This window comes from Bisbaumannia salifodinae (assembly GCF_055388505.1).
Genome location: NZ_AP043781.1, coordinates 4,191,554 through 4,214,566, shown reverse-complemented (window position 1 = coordinate 4,214,566; position 23,013 = coordinate 4,191,554). Strand labels below are relative to the sequence as shown.

At 69.9% G+C, this 23,013-nt stretch carries 23 protein-coding genes; 17 read left to right on the top strand and 6 right to left on the bottom strand.

What is annotated here, in order from left to right:
• The first annotated feature begins 27 nt into the window (after positions 1–27).
• The 3 genes from ACZ5EF_RS19705 (at position 28) to ubiH (ending at position 3,285) form a co-directional block, all read left to right on the top strand.
• Entirely contained in the window at positions 28–600 is a 573-nt protein-coding gene (locus tag ACZ5EF_RS19705; protein WP_346060868.1) for a UPF0149 family protein, read from the top strand.
• 25 nt (positions 601–625) lie between these two features.
• Complete coding sequence (pepP, locus tag ACZ5EF_RS19700) at positions 626–1,963, top strand: Xaa-Pro aminopeptidase (RefSeq protein WP_346060869.1); 1,338 nt, start codon at positions 626–628, stop codon at positions 1,961–1,963.
• Between the two features lie 89 nt (positions 1,964–2,052).
• A complete protein-coding gene (gene ubiH, locus ACZ5EF_RS19695) occupies positions 2,053–3,285 on the top strand; it encodes a 2-octaprenyl-6-methoxyphenyl hydroxylase (protein WP_346060870.1) in 1,233 nt (410 codons plus the stop codon).
• 87 nt (positions 3,286–3,372) lie between these two features.
• On the opposite strand, the gene ACZ5EF_RS19690 is transcribed toward ubiH, so the two are convergent.
• The gene (locus ACZ5EF_RS19690) at positions 3,373–4,758 is read right to left on the bottom strand and encodes a uracil-xanthine permease family protein (protein ID WP_346060871.1); all 1,386 of its coding nucleotides are present in this window, start codon (positions 4,756–4,758) and stop codon (positions 3,373–3,375) included.
• A gap of 250 nt (positions 4,759–5,008) precedes the next feature.
• On the opposite strand from ACZ5EF_RS19690, the gene ACZ5EF_RS19685 reads away from it, so the two are divergent.
• Entirely contained in the window at positions 5,009–6,229 is a 1,221-nt protein-coding gene (locus tag ACZ5EF_RS19685; RefSeq protein ID WP_346060872.1) for a UbiH/UbiF/VisC/COQ6 family ubiquinone biosynthesis hydroxylase, read from the top strand.
• Between the two features lie 161 nt (positions 6,230–6,390).
• On the opposite strand, the gene ACZ5EF_RS19680 is transcribed toward ACZ5EF_RS19685, so the two are convergent.
• The 3 genes from ACZ5EF_RS19680 to gpmI all read right to left on the bottom strand — a co-directional run bounded on the left by ACZ5EF_RS19680 (position 6,391) and on the right by gpmI (position 10,475).
• Positions 6,391–7,665, bottom strand: a complete 1,275-nt coding sequence (locus ACZ5EF_RS19680; protein WP_346060873.1) for a S41 family peptidase — start codon at positions 7,663–7,665, stop codon at positions 6,391–6,393.
• An 84-nt stretch (positions 7,666–7,749) separates the two neighbouring features.
• Complete coding sequence (locus ACZ5EF_RS19675; protein ID WP_346060874.1) at positions 7,750–8,904, bottom strand: murein hydrolase activator EnvC family protein; 1,155 nt, start codon at positions 8,902–8,904, stop codon at positions 7,750–7,752.
• Positions 8,901–10,475, bottom strand: coding sequence for a 2,3-bisphosphoglycerate-independent phosphoglycerate mutase (gene gpmI, locus ACZ5EF_RS19670; RefSeq protein ID WP_346060875.1), 1,575 nt, complete (start codon positions 10,473–10,475; stop codon positions 8,901–8,903). The genes ACZ5EF_RS19675 and gpmI overlap by 4 nt, the downstream gene beginning before the upstream one ends.
• Positions 10,476–10,710: 235 nt before the next feature.
• Here gpmI and ACZ5EF_RS19665 point away from each other — a divergent pair, with 235 nt between their 5' ends.
• The 12 genes from ACZ5EF_RS19665 (at position 10,711) to ACZ5EF_RS19610 (ending at position 19,672) form a co-directional block, all read left to right on the top strand.
• The gene (locus tag ACZ5EF_RS19665; RefSeq protein ID WP_346060876.1) at positions 10,711–11,133 is read left to right on the top strand and encodes a rhodanese-like domain-containing protein; all 423 of its coding nucleotides are present in this window, start codon (positions 10,711–10,713) and stop codon (positions 11,131–11,133) included.
• A 49-nt stretch (positions 11,134–11,182) separates the two neighbouring features.
• Positions 11,183–11,707 carry a protein-export chaperone SecB gene (gene secB / locus ACZ5EF_RS19660; protein WP_346060877.1) on the top strand — a complete coding sequence of 175 codons (525 nt, stop codon included), beginning with the start codon at positions 11,183–11,185 and terminating at the stop codon, positions 11,705–11,707.
• A gap of 3 nt (positions 11,708–11,710) precedes the next feature.
• Positions 11,711–12,439 (top strand): 16S rRNA (uracil(1498)-N(3))-methyltransferase, encoded by a 729-nt coding sequence (locus ACZ5EF_RS19655; protein ID WP_346060878.1) that lies wholly within the window; start codon positions 11,711–11,713, stop codon positions 12,437–12,439.
• A gap of 27 nt (positions 12,440–12,466) precedes the next feature.
• Positions 12,467–13,147: a CvfB family protein gene (locus ACZ5EF_RS19650; protein ID WP_346060879.1), complete on the top strand. Its 681-nt coding sequence runs from the start codon at positions 12,467–12,469 to the stop codon at positions 13,145–13,147.
• A gap of 267 nt (positions 13,148–13,414) precedes the next feature.
• The gene (gene gshB / locus ACZ5EF_RS19645) at positions 13,415–14,374 is read left to right on the top strand and encodes a glutathione synthase (protein WP_346060880.1); all 960 of its coding nucleotides are present in this window, start codon (positions 13,415–13,417) and stop codon (positions 14,372–14,374) included.
• Positions 14,375–14,442: 68 nt separating this feature from the next.
• On the top strand, positions 14,443–15,279 hold the full coding sequence (locus tag ACZ5EF_RS19640) for an energy transducer TonB family protein (RefSeq protein WP_346060881.1): 837 nt from the start codon (positions 14,443–14,445) through the stop codon (positions 15,277–15,279).
• A gap of 14 nt (positions 15,280–15,293) precedes the next feature.
• Entirely contained in the window at positions 15,294–15,851 is a 558-nt protein-coding gene (locus ACZ5EF_RS19635) for a YqgE/AlgH family protein (RefSeq protein WP_346060882.1), read from the top strand.
• Complete coding sequence (gene ruvX, locus ACZ5EF_RS19630; RefSeq protein ID WP_346060883.1) at positions 15,851–16,309, top strand: Holliday junction resolvase RuvX; 459 nt, start codon at positions 15,851–15,853, stop codon at positions 16,307–16,309. Before ACZ5EF_RS19635 ends, ruvX begins: the two co-directional genes overlap by 1 nt.
• Positions 16,310–16,317: 8 nt before the next feature.
• Positions 16,318–16,830 (top strand): bifunctional pyr operon transcriptional regulator/uracil phosphoribosyltransferase PyrR, encoded by a 513-nt coding sequence (gene pyrR, locus ACZ5EF_RS19625; protein ID WP_464122632.1) that lies wholly within the window; start codon positions 16,318–16,320, stop codon positions 16,828–16,830.
• A 16-nt stretch (positions 16,831–16,846) separates the two neighbouring features.
• The gene (locus ACZ5EF_RS19620; RefSeq protein WP_428832111.1) at positions 16,847–17,866 is read left to right on the top strand and encodes an aspartate carbamoyltransferase catalytic subunit; all 1,020 of its coding nucleotides are present in this window, start codon (positions 16,847–16,849) and stop codon (positions 17,864–17,866) included.
• The gene (locus tag ACZ5EF_RS19615; RefSeq protein ID WP_346060885.1) at positions 17,863–19,140 is read left to right on the top strand and encodes a dihydroorotase; all 1,278 of its coding nucleotides are present in this window, start codon (positions 17,863–17,865) and stop codon (positions 19,138–19,140) included. The genes ACZ5EF_RS19620 and ACZ5EF_RS19615 overlap by 4 nt, the downstream gene beginning before the upstream one ends.
• A gap of 100 nt (positions 19,141–19,240) precedes the next feature.
• On the top strand, positions 19,241–19,672 hold the full coding sequence (locus ACZ5EF_RS19610) for a hypothetical protein (protein ID WP_346060886.1): 432 nt from the start codon (positions 19,241–19,243) through the stop codon (positions 19,670–19,672).
• Positions 19,673–19,793: 121 nt separating this feature from the next.
• Here ACZ5EF_RS19610 and ACZ5EF_RS19605 read toward each other — a convergent pair whose 3' ends face one another.
• Positions 19,794–21,113: an APC family permease gene (locus tag ACZ5EF_RS19605; RefSeq protein WP_346060887.1), complete on the bottom strand. Its 1,320-nt coding sequence runs from the start codon at positions 21,111–21,113 to the stop codon at positions 19,794–19,796.
• Positions 21,114–21,163: 50 nt separating this feature from the next.
• A complete protein-coding gene (locus ACZ5EF_RS19600) occupies positions 21,164–21,976 on the bottom strand; it encodes a carbon-nitrogen hydrolase family protein (protein WP_346060888.1) in 813 nt (270 codons plus the stop codon).
• A gap of 127 nt (positions 21,977–22,103) precedes the next feature.
• Between ACZ5EF_RS19600 and ACZ5EF_RS19595 the strand changes: the two genes are divergently transcribed.
• Positions 22,104–22,925: a helix-turn-helix transcriptional regulator gene (locus ACZ5EF_RS19595; protein ID WP_346060889.1), complete on the top strand. Its 822-nt coding sequence runs from the start codon at positions 22,104–22,106 to the stop codon at positions 22,923–22,925.
• The last annotated feature ends 88 nt before the right edge of the window (positions 22,926–23,013 follow it).

The window sequence follows — 23,013 nt, the reverse complement described above, 5'->3', positions numbered from 1 at the left end:
ACCCACCATGACCCGGAAGCTTCTGGCATGTCCCTGATCAACGATCGTCTCGATTTCTCCACCGTTGCCGACCTGTTTCTGCTACACAACAGCCTGCAATCGCCCGCCTTCCTGGATGGCCGCCTGGCCGCCGCCCTGGCGCTGCATGACCTCTCCGCCGAGGCCTGGCTCGAGGAGCTGTGCCTGGCCCTGGGGGTGGAGCAACCCCGGGATCCCGAGAGCGCCGAGCAGTTCCTGGCCTGGCGTCGCCAGGCCCTGGAGGCGCTGAGCGCCGCCGGCCTCGACTACGCCCCCCTGCTGCCCGATGAGCTCTTCTCCCTGGCCGAGCAGGCCCGTGGGCTCAAGGAGTGGACCCAGGGCTTCCTGGAAGTGCTGGCGGAAGTGGATGCCGACAAGCGCCAGGCCTGGTCCGATAATCTCAAGGAGGCCCTGGCCGACCTGGAGATCCTGGCCGGCATGGAGGCGGAGCTGGAAGAGAGCAGCGAGAACGAGAACGACCTCTTCGCCCTCGCCGAGCACGCCCGTATGGCCGCCATGCTGCTCTATACCGAGCAGCACCCGGGACGTCCCCAGGTCGAGCAGCCACCGAAAGAACACTGATTTTTCGACAGTTTCAGGAGCCCCCATGAGTCGAGAGAGACTGCCTCGCCCGGCCCCCATCGGCCTGGCGGAGTATCGCGCCAGGCGCCGTGCCCTGATGGACGCCCTGCCCCCCCATAGCGCCGTGCTGCTGCCCGCTGCCGGCCTGGTCACCCGCAGCCGCGACAGCGACTTCCCCTTCCGCCAGGACAGCGACTTCCACTACCTCACCGGCTTTCCCGAGCCGGAGGCCCTGCTGCTGCTCTTGCCGGGGCGGGCCGAGGGCGAGTGCGTGCTCTTCTGCCAGGATCGCGATCCCGCCCTGGAGGCCTGGACCGGTATCCGCCTCGGCGCCGAGGGGGCCGTGGCCCGGCATGGCGTCGATCAGGCCTTCGAGAACCGGGAGCGGGACGAGCGCCTGGCCGCCCTGCTGGATGGTCGCGAGACCCTCTACCTGCCGCTGGACGACGCGGCGGCCCTGGCCCTGGGCGAGTCCCTGCGTGGCGAGCTGCTGGCCAAGCAGCGCCAGGGCGCCGTGGCGCCGCGGGCCTTCGCCGATGTCAGTGCGCTGATCCACGAGCGGCGCCTGATCAAGAGCGAGGCGGAGCTGGCCCTGATGCGCCATGCCGCCGAGGTCTCGGCCCGGGCCCATCGCCGGGCCATGGCCCTGGCGAGCCCGGGACTGGCCGAGTACCACCTGCAGGCGGAGCTGGAGCACGAGTTCCTGTGGCAGGGTGGCAGCGGTCCCGCCTACGCCTCCATCGTCGGCGGCGGCGCCAATGCCTGCGTGCTTCACTATATCGAGAACCGCGCACCGCTTCGCGACGGCGACCTGGTGCTGATCGACGCCGGCGCCGAGTTCGATCTCTATGCCGGCGATATCACCCGCACCTTCCCGGTCAACGGGCGCTTCTCGGCGGCTCAGCGGGCCCTCTACGAGGTGGTGCTACATGCCCAGGAACGGGCCGTGGCGGCGGTGCGCCCCGGCGCGACCCTGGTGGAGATCCACGACGGCGTGGTGCGCGACCTGACGGCGGGGCTGATCGAGCTGGGCCTGCTGGAGGGCGAGCTGGAGGCGTGCATCGCCGAGCAGCGCTATCGCCGCTTCTATCTCCACTCCACCTCCCACTGGCTGGGGCTGGATGTCCACGACGTGGGCGCCTATCGCCGCGACGGCCAGGCGCGCCCCCTGGTGCCGGGCATGGTGATCACCGTGGAGCCGGGGCTCTACCTGCCCGACGAGGCGGATATCCCCGAGGCCTATCGCGGCATCGGCATTCGTATCGAGGACGATGTGGCGGTGGCCGCCGAGGGGCATGAGGTGCTCTCCGCCGGCGTGCCCAAGCGAGTCGAGGAAATCGAGGCCCTGATGGTCAATCCTTGATCAGTATGGTGGTTAGGTTTTCTTAGTTACGTAATTACGTTACGGAAGCGCCGGCGCCAGGCCGGTGGTCGTTTCACTAGAGAGGCAAGATGCAGATGCCCAGCCACAGCATAGACCAGGCCCCGGCACGGCCCGTGGATATCGCCATCATCGGTGGTGGCCTGGTGGGGGCGAGCCTGGCCTGCGCCCTGGCCCCCCTGATCCACCGCCATCGTCTCGAGGTGGCGGTGATCGAGGCGGCTCCCCTGCCCCAGGCCGGTGACGGCGACTGGCAGCCCAGCTTCGATGCCCGGGCCAGCGCCATCGCCCAGGGCTCCCGGCTGCATTTCGAGCAGTTGGGGCTGTGGGAGGGCATGGCCCGCGAGGCGGAACCGATCCGCCGGATTCATATCAGCGAGCGGGGACGCCTGGGCGCCACCCGGCTGGCCGCCGGGGAGCTCTCGGTGGAGGCCCTGGGCTATGTGTTGCCCAATGCCTGGATGGGCCGGGTGCTGCACCGCCGCCTGGCGGAGTTGCCGTTGGCCTGGCACTGCCCGGCTCGGGTCGAGTCGATGGCTCCCGGCGAGCGGGGCTATCGCCTGGCGCTGAGCGATGGCCAGTGCCTGGAGGCCGGCCTGACCGTGTTGGCGGATGGGGGGCGCTCCGGCCTCAAGGAGCGCCTGGGTATCGACAGCCGTGCCACCCCCTACGACCAGGTGGCCCTGATCGCCAACCTGGAGGTGAGTCGCCCCCACGGCGGCACCGCCTATGAGCGTTTCACCCCCCAGGGGCCCCTGGCCCTGCTGCCCCTCACGGGCGGGCGCATGGAGCTGGTCTGGACGCATGCCGTGGGCAGCGAGGCCGAGACCCTGGCGCTCTCCGATAGCGATTTCCTGTGGCGGCTGCAGCGCGCCTTCGGTGATCGCGCCGGGCGCTTTCGCCGCGTGGGGCAGCGCCATAGCTACCCGCTCTCGCTGATCACCGCCCGGGAGACGGTGCGCCCGGGGTTGGCGGTGCTCGGCAATGCCGCTCATGCCCTGCACCCGGTCGCCGGCCAGGGCTTCAACCTGGCGTTGCGTGGGGTGATGGACCTGGTCGCCTCCCTGGAGGCCGGCCTGGCGGACGGTCAATCGCCTGGTGCCACGACGGTGCTCGGGGATTTCGAGGCACGCCGCGATCGCGATCGCCATAACGTGATCCGCTTCAGCGATGGCCTGGTGCGCCTCTTCGGCATCGATCATCCGCTGCTCTCCCATGCCCGGGCGGCGGGGCTGATCGGCCTCAACCTGGTGGGGCCGCTGCGGCGTGCCCTGGCACGGCGGGCCATGGGCCTGGAGCGCTAAGGCAGGCTCCATCAAGCGCAGAAACGCCAAGGGCCCGGCAGAGATGCCGGGCCCTTGGCGTTCAAGGCGGGCGGGTGTCTGCCGCTATTACTCCTTGGGAGTGGCAACCTCGGCGGCGGCGGCAGCCTCGTCGGCCTCGGCGAGCTCGCGCTTGGGCTTGCCGGGCAGGATGGCATCCAGCAGCAGGGCCGCCAGGGCCGCCGGCACCAGGCCGGACTTGAGCAGCAGGCCGAACTGGCCGGGCATGGTCTCGGCGATCTCCTTCACCGCCGGCAGGCCGATGCCCAGGCTCAGGGAGACGGCGATGATCAGCATGGCGCGCTGGTTCAGGTCGCACTCCTTGATGATCTTCAGGCCCGCGGAGGCGATCATGCCGAACATCACCACGCCGGCGCCGCCCAGGACGGCATGCGGCATGGCGGCGACCAGGCCGCCCAGTTTCGGGAACAGGCCCATGCAGATCAGCAGGATACCGCCGATGGTCACCACGTGGCGGCTGACCACGCCGGTCAGGGTGATCAGGCCCACGTTCTGGGCATAGGCGGTGTTGGGCAGGGTGTTGAAGATGGCCGCGAAGGAGGTGGCCACGCCGTCGGCCATGACGCCGCCGGAGAGCTCGCGATCCTTGGCCATGCGCCCGGCGCCACCGATGGTGATGGCGGAGATATTACCGATGGTCTCCAGGCCCACCACGAACATGATCAGGGCCATGCCGATGATGGCGGTCAGATGGAACTCCAGGCCGTACTGGAAGGGCTTGGGGAAGGAGAACCAGGCGGCGTCGGCGACGCTGGAGAAGTCCACCATGCCCAGGGCGATGGAGACCAGGTAGCCGCTGACCAGGCCCACCAGGATGGAGGCCGCCTTGAGGAAGCCGCGGCCGAACTGGTGCACGGCGATGGTCACCACCAGCACGAACAGCGCCAGGCCCAGGTTGGTGGGGGAGGCGAAGTCGGGGTTGCCCACGCCGCCGGCGGCATACTTGAGGCCCACCGGCATCAGGGTGATGCCGATCAACAGCACCACGATGCCGGTGACCACCGGCGAGAACCAGTGACGAATCTTCTTCAGGAAGGCCCCCAGCACCACCTGTAGCAGGCCGGCGATCAGGGAGGCGCCGAGCACCGCGGCGAGGCCGAAGCTGCCGGCCAGGGGCAGGGCCACCGGCAGGAAGCCGAAGCTGGTGCCCTGGACGATGGGCAGGCGGGCGCCGATGGGGCCCATGCCGATGGTCTGGACCAGGGTGGCGATACCGGCCACGAAGAGCGCGACCTGGATCAGGAAGATCTGCTCGCCGGTGGTGGCGCCGATCACCCCGGCGATAATGATGGGCGGTGTCACGTTACCGGCGAACATCGCCATGATGTGCTGGATGCCCAGGGGAATCGCCTTGCCCAGCGGGGGCATGGCATCGGGGTCCTGGTTAACGGTCCGGGATGGCCGAGGGCCGGCCTGGGTGGTGGCTTCTGTCATCTTGTGCCTCTCGCGCGGTTGTTGTTGTACACATTCAGTCCCAGGGGGATGAATACTTTCTTATGATGTTGTTGTACACAAAATAGCCACAAAGGGGGGCAAGGGTCTATCCCTTATTGGCGACCTGATAGGGACTATTTCATTGCCGGCATAGCGTCGGGGCTGGGGCTGCCTCGCCGGCAGGGGGCGCCTATCGACGTCGGTCATGCGACAATAACGGGCAACGAATCCGGGAGTCGAGGAGGCAACGATGCGGGCCGAGGTGCTGATCGTAGGTGGCGGCATGGTGGGGGCCACCCTGGCCGCCCTGCTGGGGGAGGCCGGCGTCGCCGTGACGGTGTTGGATGCCCGCCCCGCTCCCCTGCCTCAGGAGGGCGTCGTGGGCATGCCACCGGGGCGCCGGGTGAGCGCCGTCACGCCGGTCTCCCAGCGCCTGCTGAGCGGCCTGGGGGCCTGGGAGACGATCGTTGCCCGCCGTGCCACCCCCTATACCGGCATGGGCGTCTGGGATGCCCAGGGCAGCGGCGAGATCGCCTTCGAGGCGGGCCAGGCCGGGGTGCCGCTGTTGGGTCATATCGTTGAGAATGATGTAATCCTGGCGGCCCTGGAGGCGCGCCTGGCGGCGCTTCCCGGGGTCACCCAGCGCTTCGGTGCCGTGATCGAGGGGTATCAAGAAGGCACCGACGGCCCCCTCCTGAGCCTGGCGGGTGGCGAGACGCTCTCCGCGCCCCTGGTGGTGGCCGCCGACGGTGCCCGCTCGCGGCTGCGTGAGCTGGCCGGTATCTCGGCCGAGCCGAGGGATACCGGCCAGGTGGCGGTGGTGACCACGGTGCGCACCGCCCTGCCCCATGGCGGCGTGGCCCGCCAGGTGTTCTTGCCCACCGGCCCCCTGGCCTTCCTGCCGCTGACCCTGGAGGGTGAGCCCCACTACTGCTCCATCGTCTGGTCGACCTCCCCCGAGGAGGCCGAGCGCCTGGTCGGCCTGCCGCGGACGGCCCTGGGCGAGGCCCTGGAGGCGGCTTTCGAGGGGCGTCTGGGGCGGGTGGAAGTCATCGATGGTGCCCTCAGCGTGCCCCTGGTGCAGCGCCATGCCGAGCGCTATGTGCGGCCCGGACTGGCCTTGATCGGCGATGCCGCCCATAGCATTCACCCCCTGGCGGGCCAGGGGGTGAACCTGGGGCTGATGGACGCGGCGGTGCTGGCGGAGGAGCTGCTGGAAGCCCGGCGGCGCGGGATCATTCCGGGCAACGAGCGGATCCTCGAGCGCTATGCGCGGCGGCGCCGCGGCGACAACGCCGCCATGCTGGCGCTGATGGATGGCTTCCGGCTGCTGTTCGGCGCCACCCACCCGGCCCTGACCCTGGCCCGCAACCTGGGGCTCTCCGGGGTCGATCGGGCCATGCCGCTCAAGCGGCTATTGATGCGCCAGGCGATCGGGGAGCGGGGTCGTCTTCCCCTTAGCTGCCGCTAAGGCGTTAATCGCCGGCTAAAGCCAGCTCCCACTAGGCTGGGGGGAAGTCGCCGGGGTGGTGGGAGCCTGCTTTAGCAGGCGGTTTTGAAGCCATCGCCGAAACGTCGGACCGCGGCTAAAGCCGGCTCCCTCAGGCGGGAAATTTACCTTCTACCCCGCCCCTACCCCGTGGCGGCGGGACGCTGGCCGATCACCTTGAGGGCCTTGAGCAGATTAAGGGCCTCGGCCAGTTGGTAGTCCTCCTGCAGGCGCTCGCTCATCGCCTCGCTGCGCTGGCGGGTCTCGCCGCGCCGGCCCAGGTGACCCTCCAGGTCTGCCTCGCGCAGCTGGCGGCTGCCCTCCGCCAGCTCCAGGCGGCCCCGCGCCACCTCCACATCGGGGTCGATGCCCTGGGCCTGGATGGAGCGACCGCTGGGAGTGTAGTAGAGGGCGGTGGTCAGCTTGAGGCCCTCGCCATTGCCCAGCGGCATGATCTGCTGCACCGAGCCCTTGCCGAAACTCTCGGTGCCCATCACCACGGCGCGGCGTTGATCCTGCAGGGCGCCGGCGACGATCTCCGCCGCCGAGGCGCTGCCGCCGTTGATCAGCACCACCAGGGGCACCTCGGCGGCGTGCTGGCGGGGGGTGGCATTGAAGCGCAGTTCGCTGTTGGGCAGGCGTCCCTCGGTGTAGACGATCAGCCCCTCCTCCAGGAAGGCGTCCGCCACCGCCACCGCGGCCTGCAGCACCCCGCCGGGATTATTGCGCAGGTCCAGCACCAGCCCGTCCAGGGGGCCCGCCGCCTCCAGCTCGCTCAAGGCCGCCTCCACCTGCTCGCCGGTACGGCTCTGGAACTGGCTGATGCGCAGGTAGCCGTAGCCCGGTTCCAGCAGGTCGCTGCGCACGCTTTCGGTACGAATGATCTCCCGGGTCAGGGTGACGGTGCGTGGTGTCTCCTCGCCGCGGCGTAGCAGGGTTAGCTCCAAGGGGGTGCCCGGCTCACCGCGCATCAGGTTGACCGCCTCCTGCAGCGACATGCCCTCGGTGGCGGTGTCACCGATGCGCAGGATGGCATCCCTGGGCTGCAGGCCGGCGCGGGCCGCCGGGGTGTCGTCGATGGGGGCGATCACCGTCAGCTGGCCGTTCTCCAGCCCCACCTCGATGCCGATACCGCCGAATTCCCCCTGGGTCGACTCCTGGAGGCTGCGGAAGGCCTCTTCATCGAGATAGGCGGAGTGAGGATCGAGTTCACCGAGCATGCCGCTCATGGCGTTGCGCAGCAGGGTGGCGTCGTCCACCTCCTCCACATAGGCGCGCTTGATGCGCTCGAAGACCTCGGCGAAGGTCTGGATCTCCTCCAGGGGCAGGTCGTCGGCCGCCGGCGCCTGCAGCGGTAAGGTCGCCAGGGCCAGGGCGGTGAGGCCCGAGAGCAGCGAGCGGGGAAGGGTGATGGACATGCAGTCTCCCGTGTCGGGGGCTAATTGAGTGACTGACAGGACTTCAGGATAGCGCCGTCGCGGCGTCCGGCGCCATAGGCGGCATCAGCGACGGGCGATCCAGCCCTGGGGGTCGATGGGGTCGCCGTCTCGACGCACCTCGAAATAGAGCGCCGGCTGGCCGCGACCGCCGCTGGCGCCTACGGCACCGATGCGGGTGCCGCGCTCCACGGCGGCGCCCACGCCCACGTCGAAGCGTTGCAGATGGGCGTGCAGGGTCATGATATGGTCGCCATGATCGATGATCAGCAGGTTGCCGAAGCCGCGCATCCAGTCGGCGAAGACCACTCGCCCCGCATGCACCGCCTCCACCGGGGTGCCCTCGGCGGCCTGGATCAGGATGCCGTTGCGGTTGACCCCCTCGCCGCGGCCGAAGCGCGAGGCGATGGCGCCTTGCACCGGCCAGGGCAGGTCGCCGCGGGTCTGGGCGATGGCGGTGGAGGGCGGTGGCCGCTGCAGCCGGGCCAGCTCCTCCTGGACCTGGCGCAGCACCCGTTCGGCATGGGCGCGATCCTGGTTGAGGTCCGCCAGGCGGGCCTGCTCGCTGGCGTAGCGGGCGTCGAGCTCGGCCACCAGGGCCTGGCGTTCGCGGCCCTGCTCGACCAGCTCGGCGCCACGCGCCTCCAGGGCGGCCTGGTTGTCGGCCAGGGCGGCGGCGCGCTCGTCCAGGGCCCGGCGGTTGGCCGCCAGGCGCGCGTTCAGTTCGGCCAGCTCGTCCAGGCGTGCGTTGCGCGCCAGGGTCAGATGATTGAGGTAGGTCTGCAGGCGATCCAGGCGCGCCGGCTCTTCCTGATTGAGCAGCAACTTGAGCTGGGGCGTCTGGCCGAGGCGATAGAGGGCGTCGAGCTGGGTGGCCAGGGCCGCTTCCAGGTCGTCGCGCTCCACCTCCAGGGTCTCGCGCTGACGCTCCAGGTCATGGACCTCATCGTCGAGGCGCCGCCGCTCGGCCTGGAGCGCATCCAGGCGGCGGTGGGTCTCGGCGAGGGCGGTCTCCACCCGGCGCAGGGCCTGGTCGGCGTCGTCCCGGGCGCTGCGGGTGCCCTCCAGGCGCTGGTTCAGCGCCTGGATCTCGCCGCCGATGGCGTCCAGGCGCTGCCGGGCCTGGCGCTCATCGGGCTGGGCCGCCAGGGGCGCGGCCCAACTCAGCAGCAGGGCGAGGCTCAGGGCGCCGCCCAGGGCACCGGTGAGGCGATGCCTCACGGGAGGTCGATCAGCACCCGGCCGGTCATCTCCGGCGGGATCGCCTCGCCCATCATGGTCAGCAGGGTCGGGGCGATATCGGACAGCCGGCCGCCGTCGCGCAGCCGAACCTGGCGGCGGGTGACATAGACCAGCGGCACCGCGAAGGTGGTATGGGCGGTCTGGGGGGCACCGGTATCCGGGTTGGTCATCTGCTCGGCGTTGCCGTGGTCGGCGGTGATCAGGCACTCGCCACCGGCCCGCTCGATGGCCTCCACTACCCGGCCGACGCAGGCGTCCACCGCCTCGATGGCCTTGACCGCGGCGTCGAACTTGCCGGTGTGGCCGACCATGTCGCCGTTGGCGTAGTTGCAGACGATCAGGTCGTAGGCGCCGGAGTCGATGGCCGCCACCAGCTTGTCGGTGACCTCCGGGGCACTCATCTCCGGCTTCTCGTCGTAGGTCTTCACCTCCTGGGGGGAGGGCACCAGCACCCGGGTCTCGCCGGGGTACTCCGCCTCCTCGCCGCCGGAGAAGAAGAAGGTCACATGGGCGTACTTCTCGGTCTCGGCGATGCGCAACTGGGTCTTGCCGCGGCTCGCCATCACCTCGCCCAGGGTATTGCGCAGCTCCTCTGGGGGGAAGGCGGCCGGGGCGGGGATATCGGCGGCGTATTGGGTCAGCATCACCAGGCCGTCGGCGGCCAGGCGCGGGTGAGCGCGGCGCGCGAAGCCGGCGAAGTCGGGCTCGACGAAGGCGCGGGTCAGCTCCCGGGCGCGGTCGGCGCGGAAGTTCATGAAGATGGCCGCATCGCCGTCTGCCATGGCGATGGCCTGGCCGCTCGGGCGCACGCTGGTGGCAGCCACGAACTCGTCGCTCTCGCCGCGCTCGTAGGCGGCGGCCAGGCCGGCCTCGGCGCTCTCCACCACCTGCTCGCCCTCGGCCTCGGTGATCAGGCGATAGGCCTTCTCGACCCGGTCCCAGCGATTGTCGCGATCCATGGCGTAGTAACGGCCGATCAGCGAGGCGACGAAGCCGTTGTCGGCGCCCACCAGCTCCGCCAGGCGGGCATTGGTGCGCTCGATGGAGGGGCCGGCACTCTGCGGCGGCATATCGCGGCCATCGAGGAAGGCGTGCACATAGATGCGCTCGACGCCGCGCTCGGTGGCCAGGGCGGCCATGGCCAGGATATGGTCTTCATGGCTGTGCACGCCCCCCGGGGAGAGCAGGCCCAGCAGGTGCAGCGCCTTGCCGGCCCGGGCGGCGGCATCGATGGGCGCGGTCAGCACCGGGTTGCCGGCCAGCTCGCCGTCCTCGATGGCCTTGGTGATGCGGGTGAAGTCCTGGTAGACGATGCGTCCGGCCCCCAGGTTCATGTGCCCCACCTCGGAGTTGCCCATCTGGCCCTCCGGCAGGCCCACGTATTTGCCGTCGGTGTGGATCAGCGCATGGGGGTAGTCGCGCTTCAGGCGGTCCATCACCGGGGTCTTGGCGGCGGCGATGGCGTTGTCCTGGGCGTCGTCGTTATGGCCGTAGCCATCGAGAATGATCAGCGCCACCGGGCGCGGGGCGGCTGCATTGGCATCAGACATGAAGTTTGGCCTCGTTGTGTCAGCGTCAGAGACCCCGCCGGCATCGGCCGGCGGGGTCGCGACTCACGGCTCCTTGGGGCATCATATCGCACAGCCCACCGGGCCGTCAGCTCGGAGGGGGTGCGGGCCAGACGCTCGCCGGTGGCTTGTGTATACTGTGCCGGTTCGGCGGCGTGGTGCAGCCACGGTGCCCGCATGATACCTCGGAGTCACCCAACGAGAGCTACCGCAACCCATGATCGACCAGCTGTTCGAATTCGTCGCCAATCACCCGCTGATGGTGGGTGCCTTCGTCCTGGTGCTGCTCGCCTGGATCGCCTACGAGGCCCGCAACAGCAGCGCGGGTGGCGTCACCTCCAGCCAGGCCACCCAGTTGATCAACCGCGAAGACGCGGTGGTGATCGATATTCGCGAGGCGGGGGAGTTCAAGGCCGGCCATATCGCCGGTGCCCGCAATATTCCCCAGAGCAAGCTCGACTCGCGCCTGGGGGAACTGGAAAAGTCCAAGGAGAAGCCGGTGATCGTGGTCTGCAAGCAGGGCCAGGCCTCCGGTATTGCCGTGGCCAAGCTGGCCAAGGCCGGCTTCACCCGTCCCCTCAAGCTCAAGGGCGGCATGTTCCAGTGGCAGAGCGACGGCCTGCCGGTGGTCAAGAAGTAACCCACGACCCTTTCTACCTTTTATCCCAACGTCGGCAAGGAATCCCAGCATGGCGGAAGACAACAACCAGACCGCAGGTGGCAACGACCAGGCCGCCGGTCAGCAGAACCAGCAGCAGCTGCAATTCGCCCTGCAGCGCATCTACGTCAAGGACATCTCCTTCGAGGCCCCCAACTCCCCGGCGGTGTTCCAGCAGCCCTTCAAGCCCAAGGTCGGCCTGGACCTCAACACCTCCAGCCAGCAGGTGGGTGAGGGGCTCTTTGAAGTGGTGGTCAAGGTCACCGCCCAGGTGTCCCATGCCGAGAGCGGCAACACCTCCTTCCTGGTGGAAGTGGAGCAGGCCGGCCTGTTCCGCATCGGCGGTATCGAGGGCGAGCGCCTGGAGCACACCCTGGGTGCCTTCTGCCCCAATGTGCTCTTCCCCTATGCCCGGGAATGCATCGACAACCTGGTCAACCGCGGTGGCTTCCCGCCGCTGATGCTGGCCCCGGTCAACTTCGAGGCGCTCTACCTGCAGAAGAAGAAGCGCGCCGCCGAAGGGGCCGCCCAGCAGAGCGGCGAGACCACCCAGTAAGCCATGGGCCAGCCGCGCATCCATGTCGCCGCCGGGTTCGCCCCCGGCGGCGACCTCGTTCTGCCGGAGGGGCCGGCGCGTCACCTGGCCCTGGTGCTGCGCCTGCGCGAAGGCGCCGCCGTGACCCTCTTCGACGGCCAGGGCCTGGAGGCCCGGGCGGAGATCGTCGAGGCGGGTCGCAAGCGGGTCGTGGTGCGTATCGAGGTGGTCGGCGAGGGGCACGGCGAGTCGCCCCTGGCGGTGCACCTGGGCCAGGCGGTCTCCAAGGGCGAGCGCATGGACTACGCCATCCAGAAGGCGGTGGAGCTGGGGGTGGCGGCCATTACCCCGCTGTATACCGAGCATGGCGACGTGCGCCTCAAGGGCGAGCGTGCCGCCAAGAAACTCGCCCACTGGCAGGCGGTGGCCGCCAGCGCCTGCGAGCAGTGCGGCCGCGCCGTGGTGCCGCCGGTGCATCCGCCTTTGGCCCTGGCCGACTGGCTGGCCGGGCGCGACGAGGCCCTGCGCCTGGTGCTGCATCCCGCCACCTCGGGTGCCCTGGACCGGCGTGACGCCCCTGCCGACGCGGCCCTGCTGATCGGCCCCGAGGGCGGACTCTCCGAGGCGGAAGTCGCCGGCGCCCGGGAGGCCGGCTTCCTGCCGCTCTCCCTGGGCCCACGTATCCTGCGCACCGAGACCGCGCCGGTGGTGGCGCTATCCTTGTTGCAGTACCGCTTCGGCGACTTCGCCTGATCCCACTCCGTCACCCTGGAAGCCACCATGTCCCGATCTCCCCAAGCCACACCCACCGCCAATGTCGGCGAGGTCGCCTACCTCAGGGTGGCGGCGGTCAACGCCACCGGCGCCTTCCTCGACTGGGGCCAGCCCAAGGAGCTGCTGCTGCCCTATCCGGAGCAGCGCTTCCGTCCCGAGGTGGGCAAGCGGGTGCTGGTGCGTATCTACGAGGATGACCAGGGGCGGCCGGTGGCCTCCCAGCGCCTCGACAAGCACCTCGAGGACGAGTCCCGGGGCCTGGCCGCCGGCGACGAGGTGATCCTGGTGATCGCCGATCGCACCGACCTGGGCTTCAAGGTGGCGGTGAATCACCGCTTCTGGGGCCTGCTCTACCAGGACGAGGTCAGCCGGCCGCTGCGCCGCGGCCAGCGCCTTACCGGCTATATCAAGCGGGTCCGCGAGGATGGCCGCCTGGATCTCTCGCTGCTGCCGCCGGGGCCGGCACGCCTCGACGTGGTGGGCGAGCAGGTGCTCGCCGCCCTGCGCCAGGCCGGCGGCTACCTGATGCTCTCCGACAAGAGCGACCCCGCCGAGATCAAGGCGCGGCTGGGCATCAGCAAGAACGCCTACAAGCAGGCCATCGGCCGCCTCTACAAGCAGCGCCGCATCCTGATCGAGGACGGCGGTATTCGCCTGCTGCCCGAGGGCGACGGCGCCGAGCGCTAAGCCCGCCCTGGGTGATCGAGATCACCGCAGCTTGAATGGCTAAGGGGCGCTGGGGGTAGGTCGGAGCAAAGCGTCATTATCAGGGACGAGAATGCCGAGCGCCCAGGGAGGGGTTCACAGCGCCCCGCGACGGCCTGCCCCCAGGATAGCCCCGAGCCTCCGGCACAGGGCGCCCCTTTGGCCGGTGATGACACCGCCCGCCTTGGTCTTCCCCGGGCCGCTGCGGCATACTGCGCCCATCACTCCGCGTCCAGGACACCCGACTCGATGAGCGCACTCCGCATTGGCGTGGTGATGGATCCCATCGCCGATCTCACCTTCAAGAAAGACACCACCCTGGCCATGCTGTGGGCCGCCCAGGAGCGAGGCGCCTCGCTCTTCTACCTGGAGCAGGAGGACCTCTTCCTGCGCGAGGGGCACGCCTTCGGCCGCCTGCGCCCGCTGACCGCCCATCGCGACCCCGGCCACTGGTACGACCTGGGCGAGGTCGAATCCCGGCCCCTGGCGGACCTCGACGTCATCCTGATGCGCAAGGACCCGCCGGTGGACGCCCACTTCCTCAACGCCGTCTACCTGCTGGGGTTCGCCGAGCGCGAGGGAGTGCTGGTGGTCAACCCCACCCGGGCCCTGCTGGAATGCAACGAGAAACTCTTCGCCCAGCAGTTTCCCCAGTGCTGCACGCCGACCCTGGTCTCCTGCAACGAGGCCGAACTGCGCGCCTTCCACGCCGAACACCGGGACGTGATCCTCAAGCCCCTGGACGGCATGGGCGGCAGCGGCATCTTCCATGTGCAGCCCGACGGCCGCAACCTGGGTGCCATCATCGAGATGCTCACCGAGCGGGGCCGCCGCCAGATCATGGCCCAACGCTATATCCCCGAGATCAAGGATGGCGACACCCGCATCCTGCTGGTGGATGGCGAGCCGGTGCCCTATGGCCTGGCCCGGGTGCCCATGGCCGGCGAGACCCGCGGCAACCTGGCCGCCGGCGGCACCGGCGTCAGCCGCGAGCTCACCGAGCGGGATCACTGGCTGATCCAGCAGGTTCAGCCCATGATTCGTGACAAGGGGCTGATGTTCGTGGGTCTCGACGTGATCGGCGACTACATCACCGAGATCAATGTCACCAGCCCCACCTGCGTGCGCGAGATCGACGACCAGCGCGGCACCGATATCGCCGGCCTGCTGATGGACGCCATCGAGCGCTGCCTGGCCAGCCGCGCCTAGCCGCTCGGCGCAAGCACTCGGACGCGATAAGCGCCGGCCAGGCTTATCGGAGCCCCGGAGGGAGACGCATGGCGCAGTCCATCAACGACGCCCTCGTCTATGCCCCGGTCACCCATCCCTATCGGCGCTGGGTGGCCTGGGCCCTGGCGATCCTGCTGCACCTGGCGCTGATCGGCGCCGTGGCCAGCTGGCGCCTGGCGCCGCCGTCCCAGGAATCCCCGCCCCGCCCCAGCCTCGACGTGGTGCTGGTGGGGCTGCCCGGCGAGGCGCCGGAACAGGCCGAGGCCATCGCCGCGGCGGCCCAGCAGGCGAGAGGGCGCGATGCCGAGCCCTCGCCCCGGGCCCGGGCCGAGGCCGCCGCGGCCAGCGCCAGCGCCGGTGGCGCCGAGAGTGCCACCCCCGCCGCCGAGACGCTGAGCGGTGCGGCCCCGCAAACGGCTCCCGCCCCGGCCCTGGCCGATCCCCTGCCCCCCGGCAGTGTCGCGGCGACCCGCGAGGCGGCCAGTGGCGAGCGCGGCCGGCAGGCTCGGGACGCCGGCCCCGAGGCAAGCCTCGCCGGGGAGGAGGACGAGCTCGGCCAACTGGCCGCCCGGGAGGCCGCCGAGGCGCGCTATATCGCCGCCTGGACCCGCCAGGTGGAGGCCTTCGGCAATCGTCACTACCCCCTGTCGCCGACCCTGGAGGGGCAGCTGCGGATTCGCGTGGTGGTGGGCCGCGAGGGTCAGCTGCGCCGGATAGAGGTGGTACAATCCTCGGGACACCCCGAGCTCGACCAGGCCGCCCTGACCACGGTGCGCGACGCCGGCCCCTACCCGCCCTTCGACGGCGAGATGGCCGGCCTCGATAGCCTCTCCATCACGCGCGTCTGGCGCTTCGGGAAAGGCAACGACTTCGGCGTGCCCTGACGCCCGGGAGACCCATGCAAAGCTTGAAGAATCATTTCCTGCTGGCCATGCCGCAGCTCGAGGATCCCAACTTCGCCGGCAGCCTCAGCTACCTGTGCGATTACGACGACAACGGCACCATGGGGGTGATCGTCAACCGTCCCATGGAGATCACCCTGGACGCCCTCTTCGACCAGCTCGAGCTGGGCGGCGACATGCCCCATCATGGCGATGCGCCGGTCTACTTCGGCGGCCCGGTGCACAAGGATCGCGGCTTTATCCTGCATCGCGGCAGCAGCGCCGACTGGGACTCCAGCATCCAGGTCACCGAGGGCATCGCCCTGACCACCTCCCTGGACATGCTCCAGGCCCTGGCCGAGGGGCGTGGCCCCAGCCAGTTCCTGGTCTGCCTGGGCTGCGCCGGCTGGGAGGCGGGCCAGTTGGAGGACGAGCTCAAGGAGAACAGCTGGCTCACCGTGGAGGGCAACGCCGATATCCTCTTCTCGGTGCCCCCGGAGCAGCGCCTGCAGGCCGCCGCCGGGGCCCTGGGCGTCGACCTCACCCTGATGAGCCGCGAGGCGGGGCACTCCTGATGGCCGCGGCGGGCGAGCGGCTGATCCTGGCCTTCGACTTCGGCACCCGGCGCATCGGCGTGGCGGTGGGCAACGAGCTGATCCACAGCGCCCGGGAGCTGGAGCCGCTGCCGGCCCGGGACGGTATCCCCGACTGGGCCCAGGTGACGCGCCTGGTGGACGAGTGGCGCCCCGACCTCTTCGTGGTCGGGCTGCCGATCAACATGGACGGCAGCGAGTCGGAGATGAGCACTCGCGCCCGCAAGTTCGGCAAGCGCCTCTATGGCCGCTACGGCAAGCCCTGCGAGCTGGTCGACGAGCGCGGCTCCACCCGCGAGGCCAAGGCCATCGCCCGGGAGCAGGGCCACCGCGGCAACTACCGGGAAGAGGGCATCGACGGCCTGGCCGCGGTGCTGATCCTCGAGGGCTGGTTCGCCGGCCGCGAGGGCCTGCCCGGCGGCCGCCACAGCCATACCTAAAGGACTTCATGATGACACTCCCCGAGATACCCGCCCTGCTCGACAGCCTCGAGGCGCGCCTGGAGCTCTGCCTCGATCGCCTGGCGGTGGACCGCGACCGGCTGGCCCTGGTGGGCATCCACACCGGCGGCGTCTGGGTCGCCGAGCAGCTGCATATGCGCCTGGGCCTGCCCACCCCCCTGGGCACCCTGGATATCGGCTTCTGGCGCGACGACTTCGATCACCAGGGCCTGCCGGAGGGCATTCGCGCCAGCGAGCTGCCCTTCGCGGTGGAGGGACGCGATATCCTGCTGGTGGACGACGTCATCATGTCCGGGCGCACCATCCGCGCCGCCCTCAACGAGCTCTTCGACTACGGCCGGCCGCGCCGCGTGCTGCTGGCCAGCCTGCTCTCCCTGCCGGGCCGCGAGCTGCCCATCCAGCCCGACGCCTGCGGCGCCGAGCTGAGCCTGGCCCCGGGCCAGCGGGTCAAGCTCCAGGGCCCCGACCCCCTTACCCTGTCGCTGGTCGAGCGACGCTGATCTTCCAGGAGGCTCCGTGATCGACCCCGCATCCCGCCCGGGCACACCGGCCCAGGTCCAGCTCGGCGACGATGGCCGGCTGCGCCACTTCATCGATATCGAGGGCCTGCCCAAGGCGCTGCTTACCGAGATCCTCGACACCGCCGACAGCTTCCGCGGCGTCCAGGAGGCCCAGGTCAAGAAGGTGCCGCTGCTGCGCGGCAAGACGGTGGCCAACCTCTTCTTCGAGAACTCCACCCGCACCCGGGCCACCTTCGAGCTGGCCGCCAAGCGGCTCTCGGCGGACGTGCTCAACCTGGATATCAAGACCTCCTCCACCGCCAAGGGCGAGACCCTGCTGGACACCCTGCAGAACCTCGAGGCGATGCAGGCGGACGCCTTCGTGGTGCGCCACTCCGACTCTGGCGCCGCCCATTTCATCGCCAGCCAGGTGACCCCTCGGGTGGCGATCATCAACGCCGGCGACGGGCGCCACGCCCACCCCACCCAGGCGATGCTCGACATGCTGACTATCCGCCGTCACAAGGGGGATTTTTCCCGACTGCGGGTGGCCATCGTCGGCGATATCCTCCACTCCCGGGTGGCGCGTTCGCAGATCCTCGCCCTCAACACCCTGGGCGCCGCCGAGGTGCGGGTGGTGGCGCCGCGCACCCTGCTGCCGGTGGACGTCGAGGCCCTGGGCTGCCGGGTCTTCACCCGGCTGCATGAGGGCCTGGCCGGCGTCGACGTGGTGATCGCCCTGCGCCTGCAGAAGGAGCGCATGGACGGTGCCCTGCTGCCCTCCGAAGGCGAGTTCTACCGCCACTACGGCCTGACCCGGGACAGCCTGGCCTGGGCCCACCCCGAGGCCATCGTCATGCACCCGGGGCCCATCAACCGGGGCGTGGAGATCGAGTCCGCGGTGGCCGACGGCTCCCGCTCGGTGATCCTCGACCAGGTCACCAACGGCATCGCCGTGCGCATGGCGGTGCTGTCGATGGCGGTCAGCGGACAGACGCGGGAACGGGAGCAGCGGCGGCAGGAGAGCCAGTTATGAAATTGACACTCAAGGGCGCCCGGGTGATCGACCCGGCCAGCGGCATCGACCGCGTCACCGACCTGCACCTGGCCGCCGGGCGCATCGTCGGCCTGGACGCGCACCCCGACTTCCATGCCGAGAAGGTGCTGGAGCTCTCCGGCAAGTGGTTGCTGCCGGGCCTGGTGGATATCGGCGCCCAGCTGCGCGAGCCCGGCCCCCGCTACAAGGGCAGCCTGGAGAGCGAGTCCGCCGCCGCCCTGGCCGGCGGCTACACCCGGGTGGCGGTGCGTCCCGACACCAGCCCGGTGCTGGACAGCGCCTCCCAGGTGCGCACCCTGCACGACCGCGCCCAAGAGGTGAACGGCGTGCGGGTGGTGCCCCTGGGCGCCCTGACCCAGGGCCTGGAGGGACGGCTGCTGGCCAATATGGCCGGCCTCCAGGGCGCCGGCTGCGTGGCCCTGACCAACCTGCGCCGGCCCCTGGCCGACGCCCGGGTGCTGCGCCGCTGCCTGGAGTACGCCGCCACCCACGATATCCCGGTGCACTTCCAGGCCCAGGAGGCGGCCCTGGCCGCCGGCGGCTGCGCCCACGAGGGCGCCCTGGCCTCGCGGCTCGGCCTGCCCGGCATCCCCGAGAGCGCCGAGACCACGGCCCTGGCCCAGTGGCTGCTGCTGATCGAGCAGACCGGGGTGCGTGCCCATCTGGCCCACCTCTCCACCGCCCGGGGCCTGGAGATGGTCAGCGAGGCCAAGGCCCGCGGCCTGCCGGTGACCTGCGACGTGACCATGGCCCAACTGCACTGGACCGATGCCACCCTGGCCGGCTTCGACGCCAACTTCCACCTGGAGCCGCCGCTGCGCAGCGAGGCGGATCGCCAGGCCCTGCGCCGCGGCGTGGCCGATGGCCGCATCGACGCCATCGTCAGCGGTCACCTGCCCCACGAGCAGGCCGCCAAGCTGGCGCCCTTCGCCGCCTCCGAGCCCGGCATGAGCAGCCTGGAGACGGTCTGGGCCCTGGGCCAGGCGCTGGTGGACGAAGGCGTGCTCGACCCCCTGACCCTGGCGGCGCGGCTCGCCCTGGGGCCGGCCCGGGTGCTCGGCCAGGGTGGCGGCGGCCTGGCCGCCGGCGAGGCCGCCGACCTGGCGGTCTTCGACCCCGAGGCCGAGTGGACGCCGGGTGCCGAGACCCTGCGCTCCGCGGGCCTCAACACCCCGCTGCTGGGCCAGCCTCTCAAGGGCCGCGCCATCCTCACCCTGGTGGAGGGCGACATCCGCCATAGCGGCTTCCTGTAATGCAGGGTGGTTTCATATAAAACCGGCTTGATCCGGATCAAGGCGTGACCGGGTGGGGGTATCGATACTGAGGCAAATGCCCAGGCGAGGAGCCCCGCCCATGACCCTTCCCTATGCCAAGCCGCCGGCCTCCATCGATCGCCCGGAGCGCCTCCGCGACTACCTCCAGGGCGATCGCGTCCTGCGCGAGCTCGAGACCTATGCCCCGGCCGCCCTGGATCGCCTGATCGAGGACCTGTCACACCCCCTGAGCGGCCCCTTCGAGCGTGCCGTGGCACGGGCACTCGGCGCCGAGTGCCTGCCCGGCTTCGTGCCCGCCGCCACCCTGATGCCCACCATGCTGACCCGCTTCGGCCTGCCCGCCGAGCTGGCCACGGAGAAGGCACTCAAGGCCCAGCGCCGCACCTGCAACCGCTGCCCCCAGGTGGGCCACTGCTGGCAGGCCCTGCGCCACGGCGCCCAGGCCGAGGAGTGCCGGAGTTTCTGCCCCAATGCCGAGGCCTTTACCGCTATCGGAGAAGAAGAGGCTTAGGTCAGGGTTTGGTCGACCCGTGTTTGCCGCTTCTCGTGTTGAGCAGGATTCCCTCAATAGCGAGGGAGGCCAAGTTGGCCTCCCTCTCTTGTCTTGCCTCTGAGCCCTGGTAAGGGCGGCTTCAGGTCTCCAGCCGCAGCTCCGGGGTGGGCCGGCGGAAGCCGCGGGTCAGCCAGGCGAGCCAAGCCAGGCCGCAGGCCAGCCACAGGCTACCGAGGGTGATGGCGGTGCCGTCGAGGCTGAACATCAGCCACAGGATGGCGCCCAGGCCCACCAGCGGGCAGAGCAGGAACCAGAAGGCGTCCAGGCCATGGCGGCGGTGGTCCTTCAGGTAGTACTGGAAGATCACCGCCAGGTTGACCAGGGCGAAGGCGGTAAAGGCGCCGAAGTTGATAAAGGAGGCCGCCGAGAGCACGTCCAGGGTCAGTGCCAGCAGGGCCACGGCGCCGCTCAGGCAGAGGCCGCCCACCGGGGTATTGAAACGCCCCAGGCGGCCCAGCAGGCGGCGCGGCAGGACGCCGTCGCGGCCCATGGCGTAGAGCAGCCGGCCGCCGCTGGCCTGGGCGGCGATACCGGAGGCGAACTGTCCCACCACCAGGCCGATCAGGAACAGCGAGACGAAGATATTGCCGCCGATATTGCGGGCGATCTCGTAGGCGGCGGCGTCCGGATTGGCGAAGTCGGTGCCCGGGGCGGCCAGCTGCACGAAGTAGGAGACGACGACGAAGATCAGGCCGCCGCACAGGGTGATCAGCAGCACCGCCCGGGGCAGGGTGCGCTGGGGGTCCCTGGTCTCCTCGGTGAGGGTGGTGACGGCATCGAAGCCGAGGAAGGAGTAGCAGGCCACGGCGGCGCCGGCCATCAGCAGCGGCAGCGAGGCGGACTCGGCGCCGAGGAAGGGGGTCAGGCTCCAGAAGGGCTGGCTGGGATCGCCGAGCACATAGTGCATGCACAGCCCCACGAAGGCGACCAGCACCAGCAACTGGATCAGCATCATCACCGCATTCACGGCGCTGGCCAGCCTGAGGCCGAGGATATTGATCGCGGTGGTCACGCCGATAAAGGCCAGCAGCCAGAGCGCCACCGGCACCGCGGGGAAGGCCGAGTGCAGGTAGGCGGCGCCGATCAGCCAGATCACCATGGGCAGGAAGAGGTAGTCGAGGAGGATCACCCAGCCGGCGATAAAGCCCAGCCGGTCGTCGATGGCATGGCGTACATAGGCATAGGCCGAGCCCGCCACCGGGTAGGCGCTGGCCATGCGGCCATAGCTGTGAGCGGTGAACAGCATGGCCACCAGGGCGGCGATATAGGCCCCCGAGACGGCGCCCTCGGTAAGGGTGGCCAGCACCCCGAAGGTGCCCAGTACGATGATCGGGGTCATGTAGGCCAGGCCGAACAGCACGACCTGGCCGAGGGAGAGGGTGGGTTTCATCTGAGGCATTATTGTCGTCTCCTGATTGTGGTTGTTGTGATGCCGGGGGGGGGGGCGGATTAGGGGAGGCGCCAGACGCGGCCCAGTGGAGTCTCCTCAGCGTGGCCGGCCAGGGGGAGGCGCCGGTCGCGCAGGTAGTGGTAGTCGCGGCGCGCCGCGGCCAGCTCGGTCTCGTCCAGGGTCAGGCGGGTCACGCCCTCGTCGCGGCCGGCACGGAAGCGCACCTCACCGCAGGGTGCCACCAGGGCGCTCTCGCCGGCGAAGCGCAGCCCCGCCCCCTGGCCGACCCGGTTGGTCATGGCCAGGTAGCACTGGTTCTCCTGGGCGCGGGCCTGGGCGGCGCGGGCATGCACGGGGCCATAGGGGTCCATGTTGCCGTTGGTGACCACCAGTAGGTCGGTGCCCATCTGTGCCAGGGCCCGGGCCGGCTCGGGGAACTCCAGGTCATAGCAGATCAGCAGGCCCAGGCGGCGGCCGCGCCACTCGGTGCAGCTCAGGCTGTCGCCGGGGGGCACCAGGTCGCGCTCGTCCGGCCACAGGTGGGTCTTGCGGTAACGCAGGGCCAGGCCCTGCTCGGGGGTGATCAGCACGGTGGTGTTGAAGACCCGCTCGCCGTCACGCTCGAGCAGGCCGATGGCCAGGGCGGTGTCCCGCTCGCGGCTGGCGTCGATCAGGGCGCCCAGCTCCGGCCCGTCCAGGGTGAGGGCGCGATCCGTGACATGGCCGGGCTCGGCGAAGCCGGTCAGGTGGGTCTCCGGGAAGATCATCAGGGAGCCCGCAGTACCGTGCCGCTGCAGGCAGTCCAGGGCCCGGGAGAGGTTGTGGTCGATATCGCCTTCGCGACCGGCCAGTTGTGCCAGGGTTATCTGCATGGAAGACTCCGAGTCGTGTTGTTATCCGTTGCGTTCCAGTATCCGGATAACCGCGACCCTGCCTATCCCCTGAGTGGGGTAACCCGCCAGGGGCAGGAGACCCCACGAGGCCGACGGGAGACGAACGATGTCCGAGCAGGATCACCACGAGAGACGGCCCCCGCGGCAGACGGCGCTGGCGGCCCTGGGCTGGCATCGCGCCTTCGCCGGCCTGGTGGAGACGCTGGATCAGGAGGACTTCTGGCTCGCCGTGGTGCGCCTGCTGGAGCGGCACCTCGACTTCAATACCTGGGTGGCACTGGTGTTCTTCGATCATCGACCGCCGCGCATCCTCGCCGAGAGCGACGAGGACGACGGTGCCGACGAGACCCTCTTCCAGGACTATCAGCGCGGCCTCTATCTGCTCGATCCCTTCTATATCGACGCCAAGGGGCGCGGGCGCTCCGGGCTCTATACCCTGGCGGACGTAGCGCCCCAGGGCTTCACCCGCACCGAGTACTACCAGCGTTACTTCCGCCGCAATATCGTCGCCGACGAGGTCCAGTTCAACTGCGTGCTGGACGACGAGCGCACCCTCTGCCTCTCCCTGGGCTCGGTGGCGTCCTTCGATCACGAGGCCCTCGGCCTGCTCGCCCTAGTGCAGCCCTGGCTGCTGGCGCTGATGCGCCAGCGCAGCCATTTCGAGGCCCTCGAGGAGAACCTGCCGGGACTCCATCCCTGGCACCCTCGCCAGGGCGGTACCCTGGCCCAGGATGCCCAGCGCGCCCTGACCGAACGCGAGCGGGAGGTGAGCCAACTGATGCTGGCGGGCTGTACCACCAAGGAGATCGCCCGGCACCTGGCGATCTCCGTGGAGACGGTGCGCGCCCATAAAAAGCACCTCTACGCCAAGCTCGGCATCAACTCCCAGTCGGAGCTGTTCGCGCTCTTCTGGCAGGACCGCCGCTAGGCCGCCGCACATGCTCGTGCCCGGCGTCGCCCGCCTCCGGCCGGTCGAGCCATCGAGCACGATACCCACATTGTGATTAATGCATGGT

Excerpts from the sequence above, each read along its gene's own strand:
- ACZ5EF_RS19685 (WP_346060872.1), top strand. The coding sequence starts at position 5,009 with ATGCGGGCCGAGGTGCTGATCGTAGGTGGCGGCATGGTGGGGGCCACC.
- ACZ5EF_RS19680 (WP_346060873.1), bottom strand. The coding sequence starts at position 7,665 with ATGTCCATCACCCTTCCCCGCTCGCTGCTCTCGGGCCTCACCGCCCTG.
- secB (WP_346060877.1), top strand. The coding sequence starts at position 11,183 with ATGGCGGAAGACAACAACCAGACCGCAGGTGGCAACGACCAGGCCGCC.
- ACZ5EF_RS19635 (WP_346060882.1), top strand. The coding sequence starts at position 15,294 with ATGCAAAGCTTGAAGAATCATTTCCTGCTGGCCATGCCGCAGCTCGAG.
- ACZ5EF_RS19595 (WP_346060889.1), top strand. The coding sequence starts at position 22,104 with ATGTCCGAGCAGGATCACCACGAGAGACGGCCCCCGCGGCAGACGGCG.
- pepP (WP_346060869.1), top strand. The coding sequence starts at position 626 with ATGAGTCGAGAGAGACTGCCTCGCCCGGCCCCCATCGGCCTGGCGGAG.
- ACZ5EF_RS19600 (WP_346060888.1), bottom strand. The coding sequence starts at position 21,976 with ATGCAGATAACCCTGGCACAACTGGCCGGTCGCGAAGGCGATATCGAC.
- ruvX (WP_346060883.1), top strand. The coding sequence starts at position 15,851 with ATGGCCGCGGCGGGCGAGCGGCTGATCCTGGCCTTCGACTTCGGCACC.
- gshB (WP_346060880.1), top strand. The coding sequence starts at position 13,415 with ATGAGCGCACTCCGCATTGGCGTGGTGATGGATCCCATCGCCGATCTC.
- ACZ5EF_RS19650 (WP_346060879.1), top strand. The coding sequence starts at position 12,467 with ATGTCCCGATCTCCCCAAGCCACACCCACCGCCAATGTCGGCGAGGTC.
- ACZ5EF_RS19615 (WP_346060885.1), top strand. The coding sequence starts at position 17,863 with ATGAAATTGACACTCAAGGGCGCCCGGGTGATCGACCCGGCCAGCGGC.
- ACZ5EF_RS19605 (WP_346060887.1), bottom strand. The coding sequence starts at position 21,113 with ATGCCTCAGATGAAACCCACCCTCTCCCTCGGCCAGGTCGTGCTGTTC.
- ACZ5EF_RS19610 (WP_346060886.1), top strand. The coding sequence starts at position 19,241 with ATGACCCTTCCCTATGCCAAGCCGCCGGCCTCCATCGATCGCCCGGAG.
- ACZ5EF_RS19665 (WP_346060876.1), top strand. The coding sequence starts at position 10,711 with ATGATCGACCAGCTGTTCGAATTCGTCGCCAATCACCCGCTGATGGTG.
- ACZ5EF_RS19640 (WP_346060881.1), top strand. The coding sequence starts at position 14,443 with ATGGCGCAGTCCATCAACGACGCCCTCGTCTATGCCCCGGTCACCCAT.
- ACZ5EF_RS19705 (WP_346060868.1), top strand. The coding sequence starts at position 28 with ATGTCCCTGATCAACGATCGTCTCGATTTCTCCACCGTTGCCGACCTG.
- ACZ5EF_RS19655 (WP_346060878.1), top strand. The coding sequence starts at position 11,711 with ATGGGCCAGCCGCGCATCCATGTCGCCGCCGGGTTCGCCCCCGGCGGC.
- ACZ5EF_RS19690 (WP_346060871.1), bottom strand. The coding sequence starts at position 4,758 with ATGACAGAAGCCACCACCCAGGCCGGCCCTCGGCCATCCCGGACCGTT.
- pyrR (WP_464122632.1), top strand. The coding sequence starts at position 16,318 with ATGATGACACTCCCCGAGATACCCGCCCTGCTCGACAGCCTCGAGGCG.
- ubiH (WP_346060870.1), top strand. The coding sequence starts at position 2,053 with ATGCAGATGCCCAGCCACAGCATAGACCAGGCCCCGGCACGGCCCGTG.
- gpmI (WP_346060875.1), bottom strand. The coding sequence starts at position 10,475 with ATGTCTGATGCCAATGCAGCCGCCCCGCGCCCGGTGGCGCTGATCATT.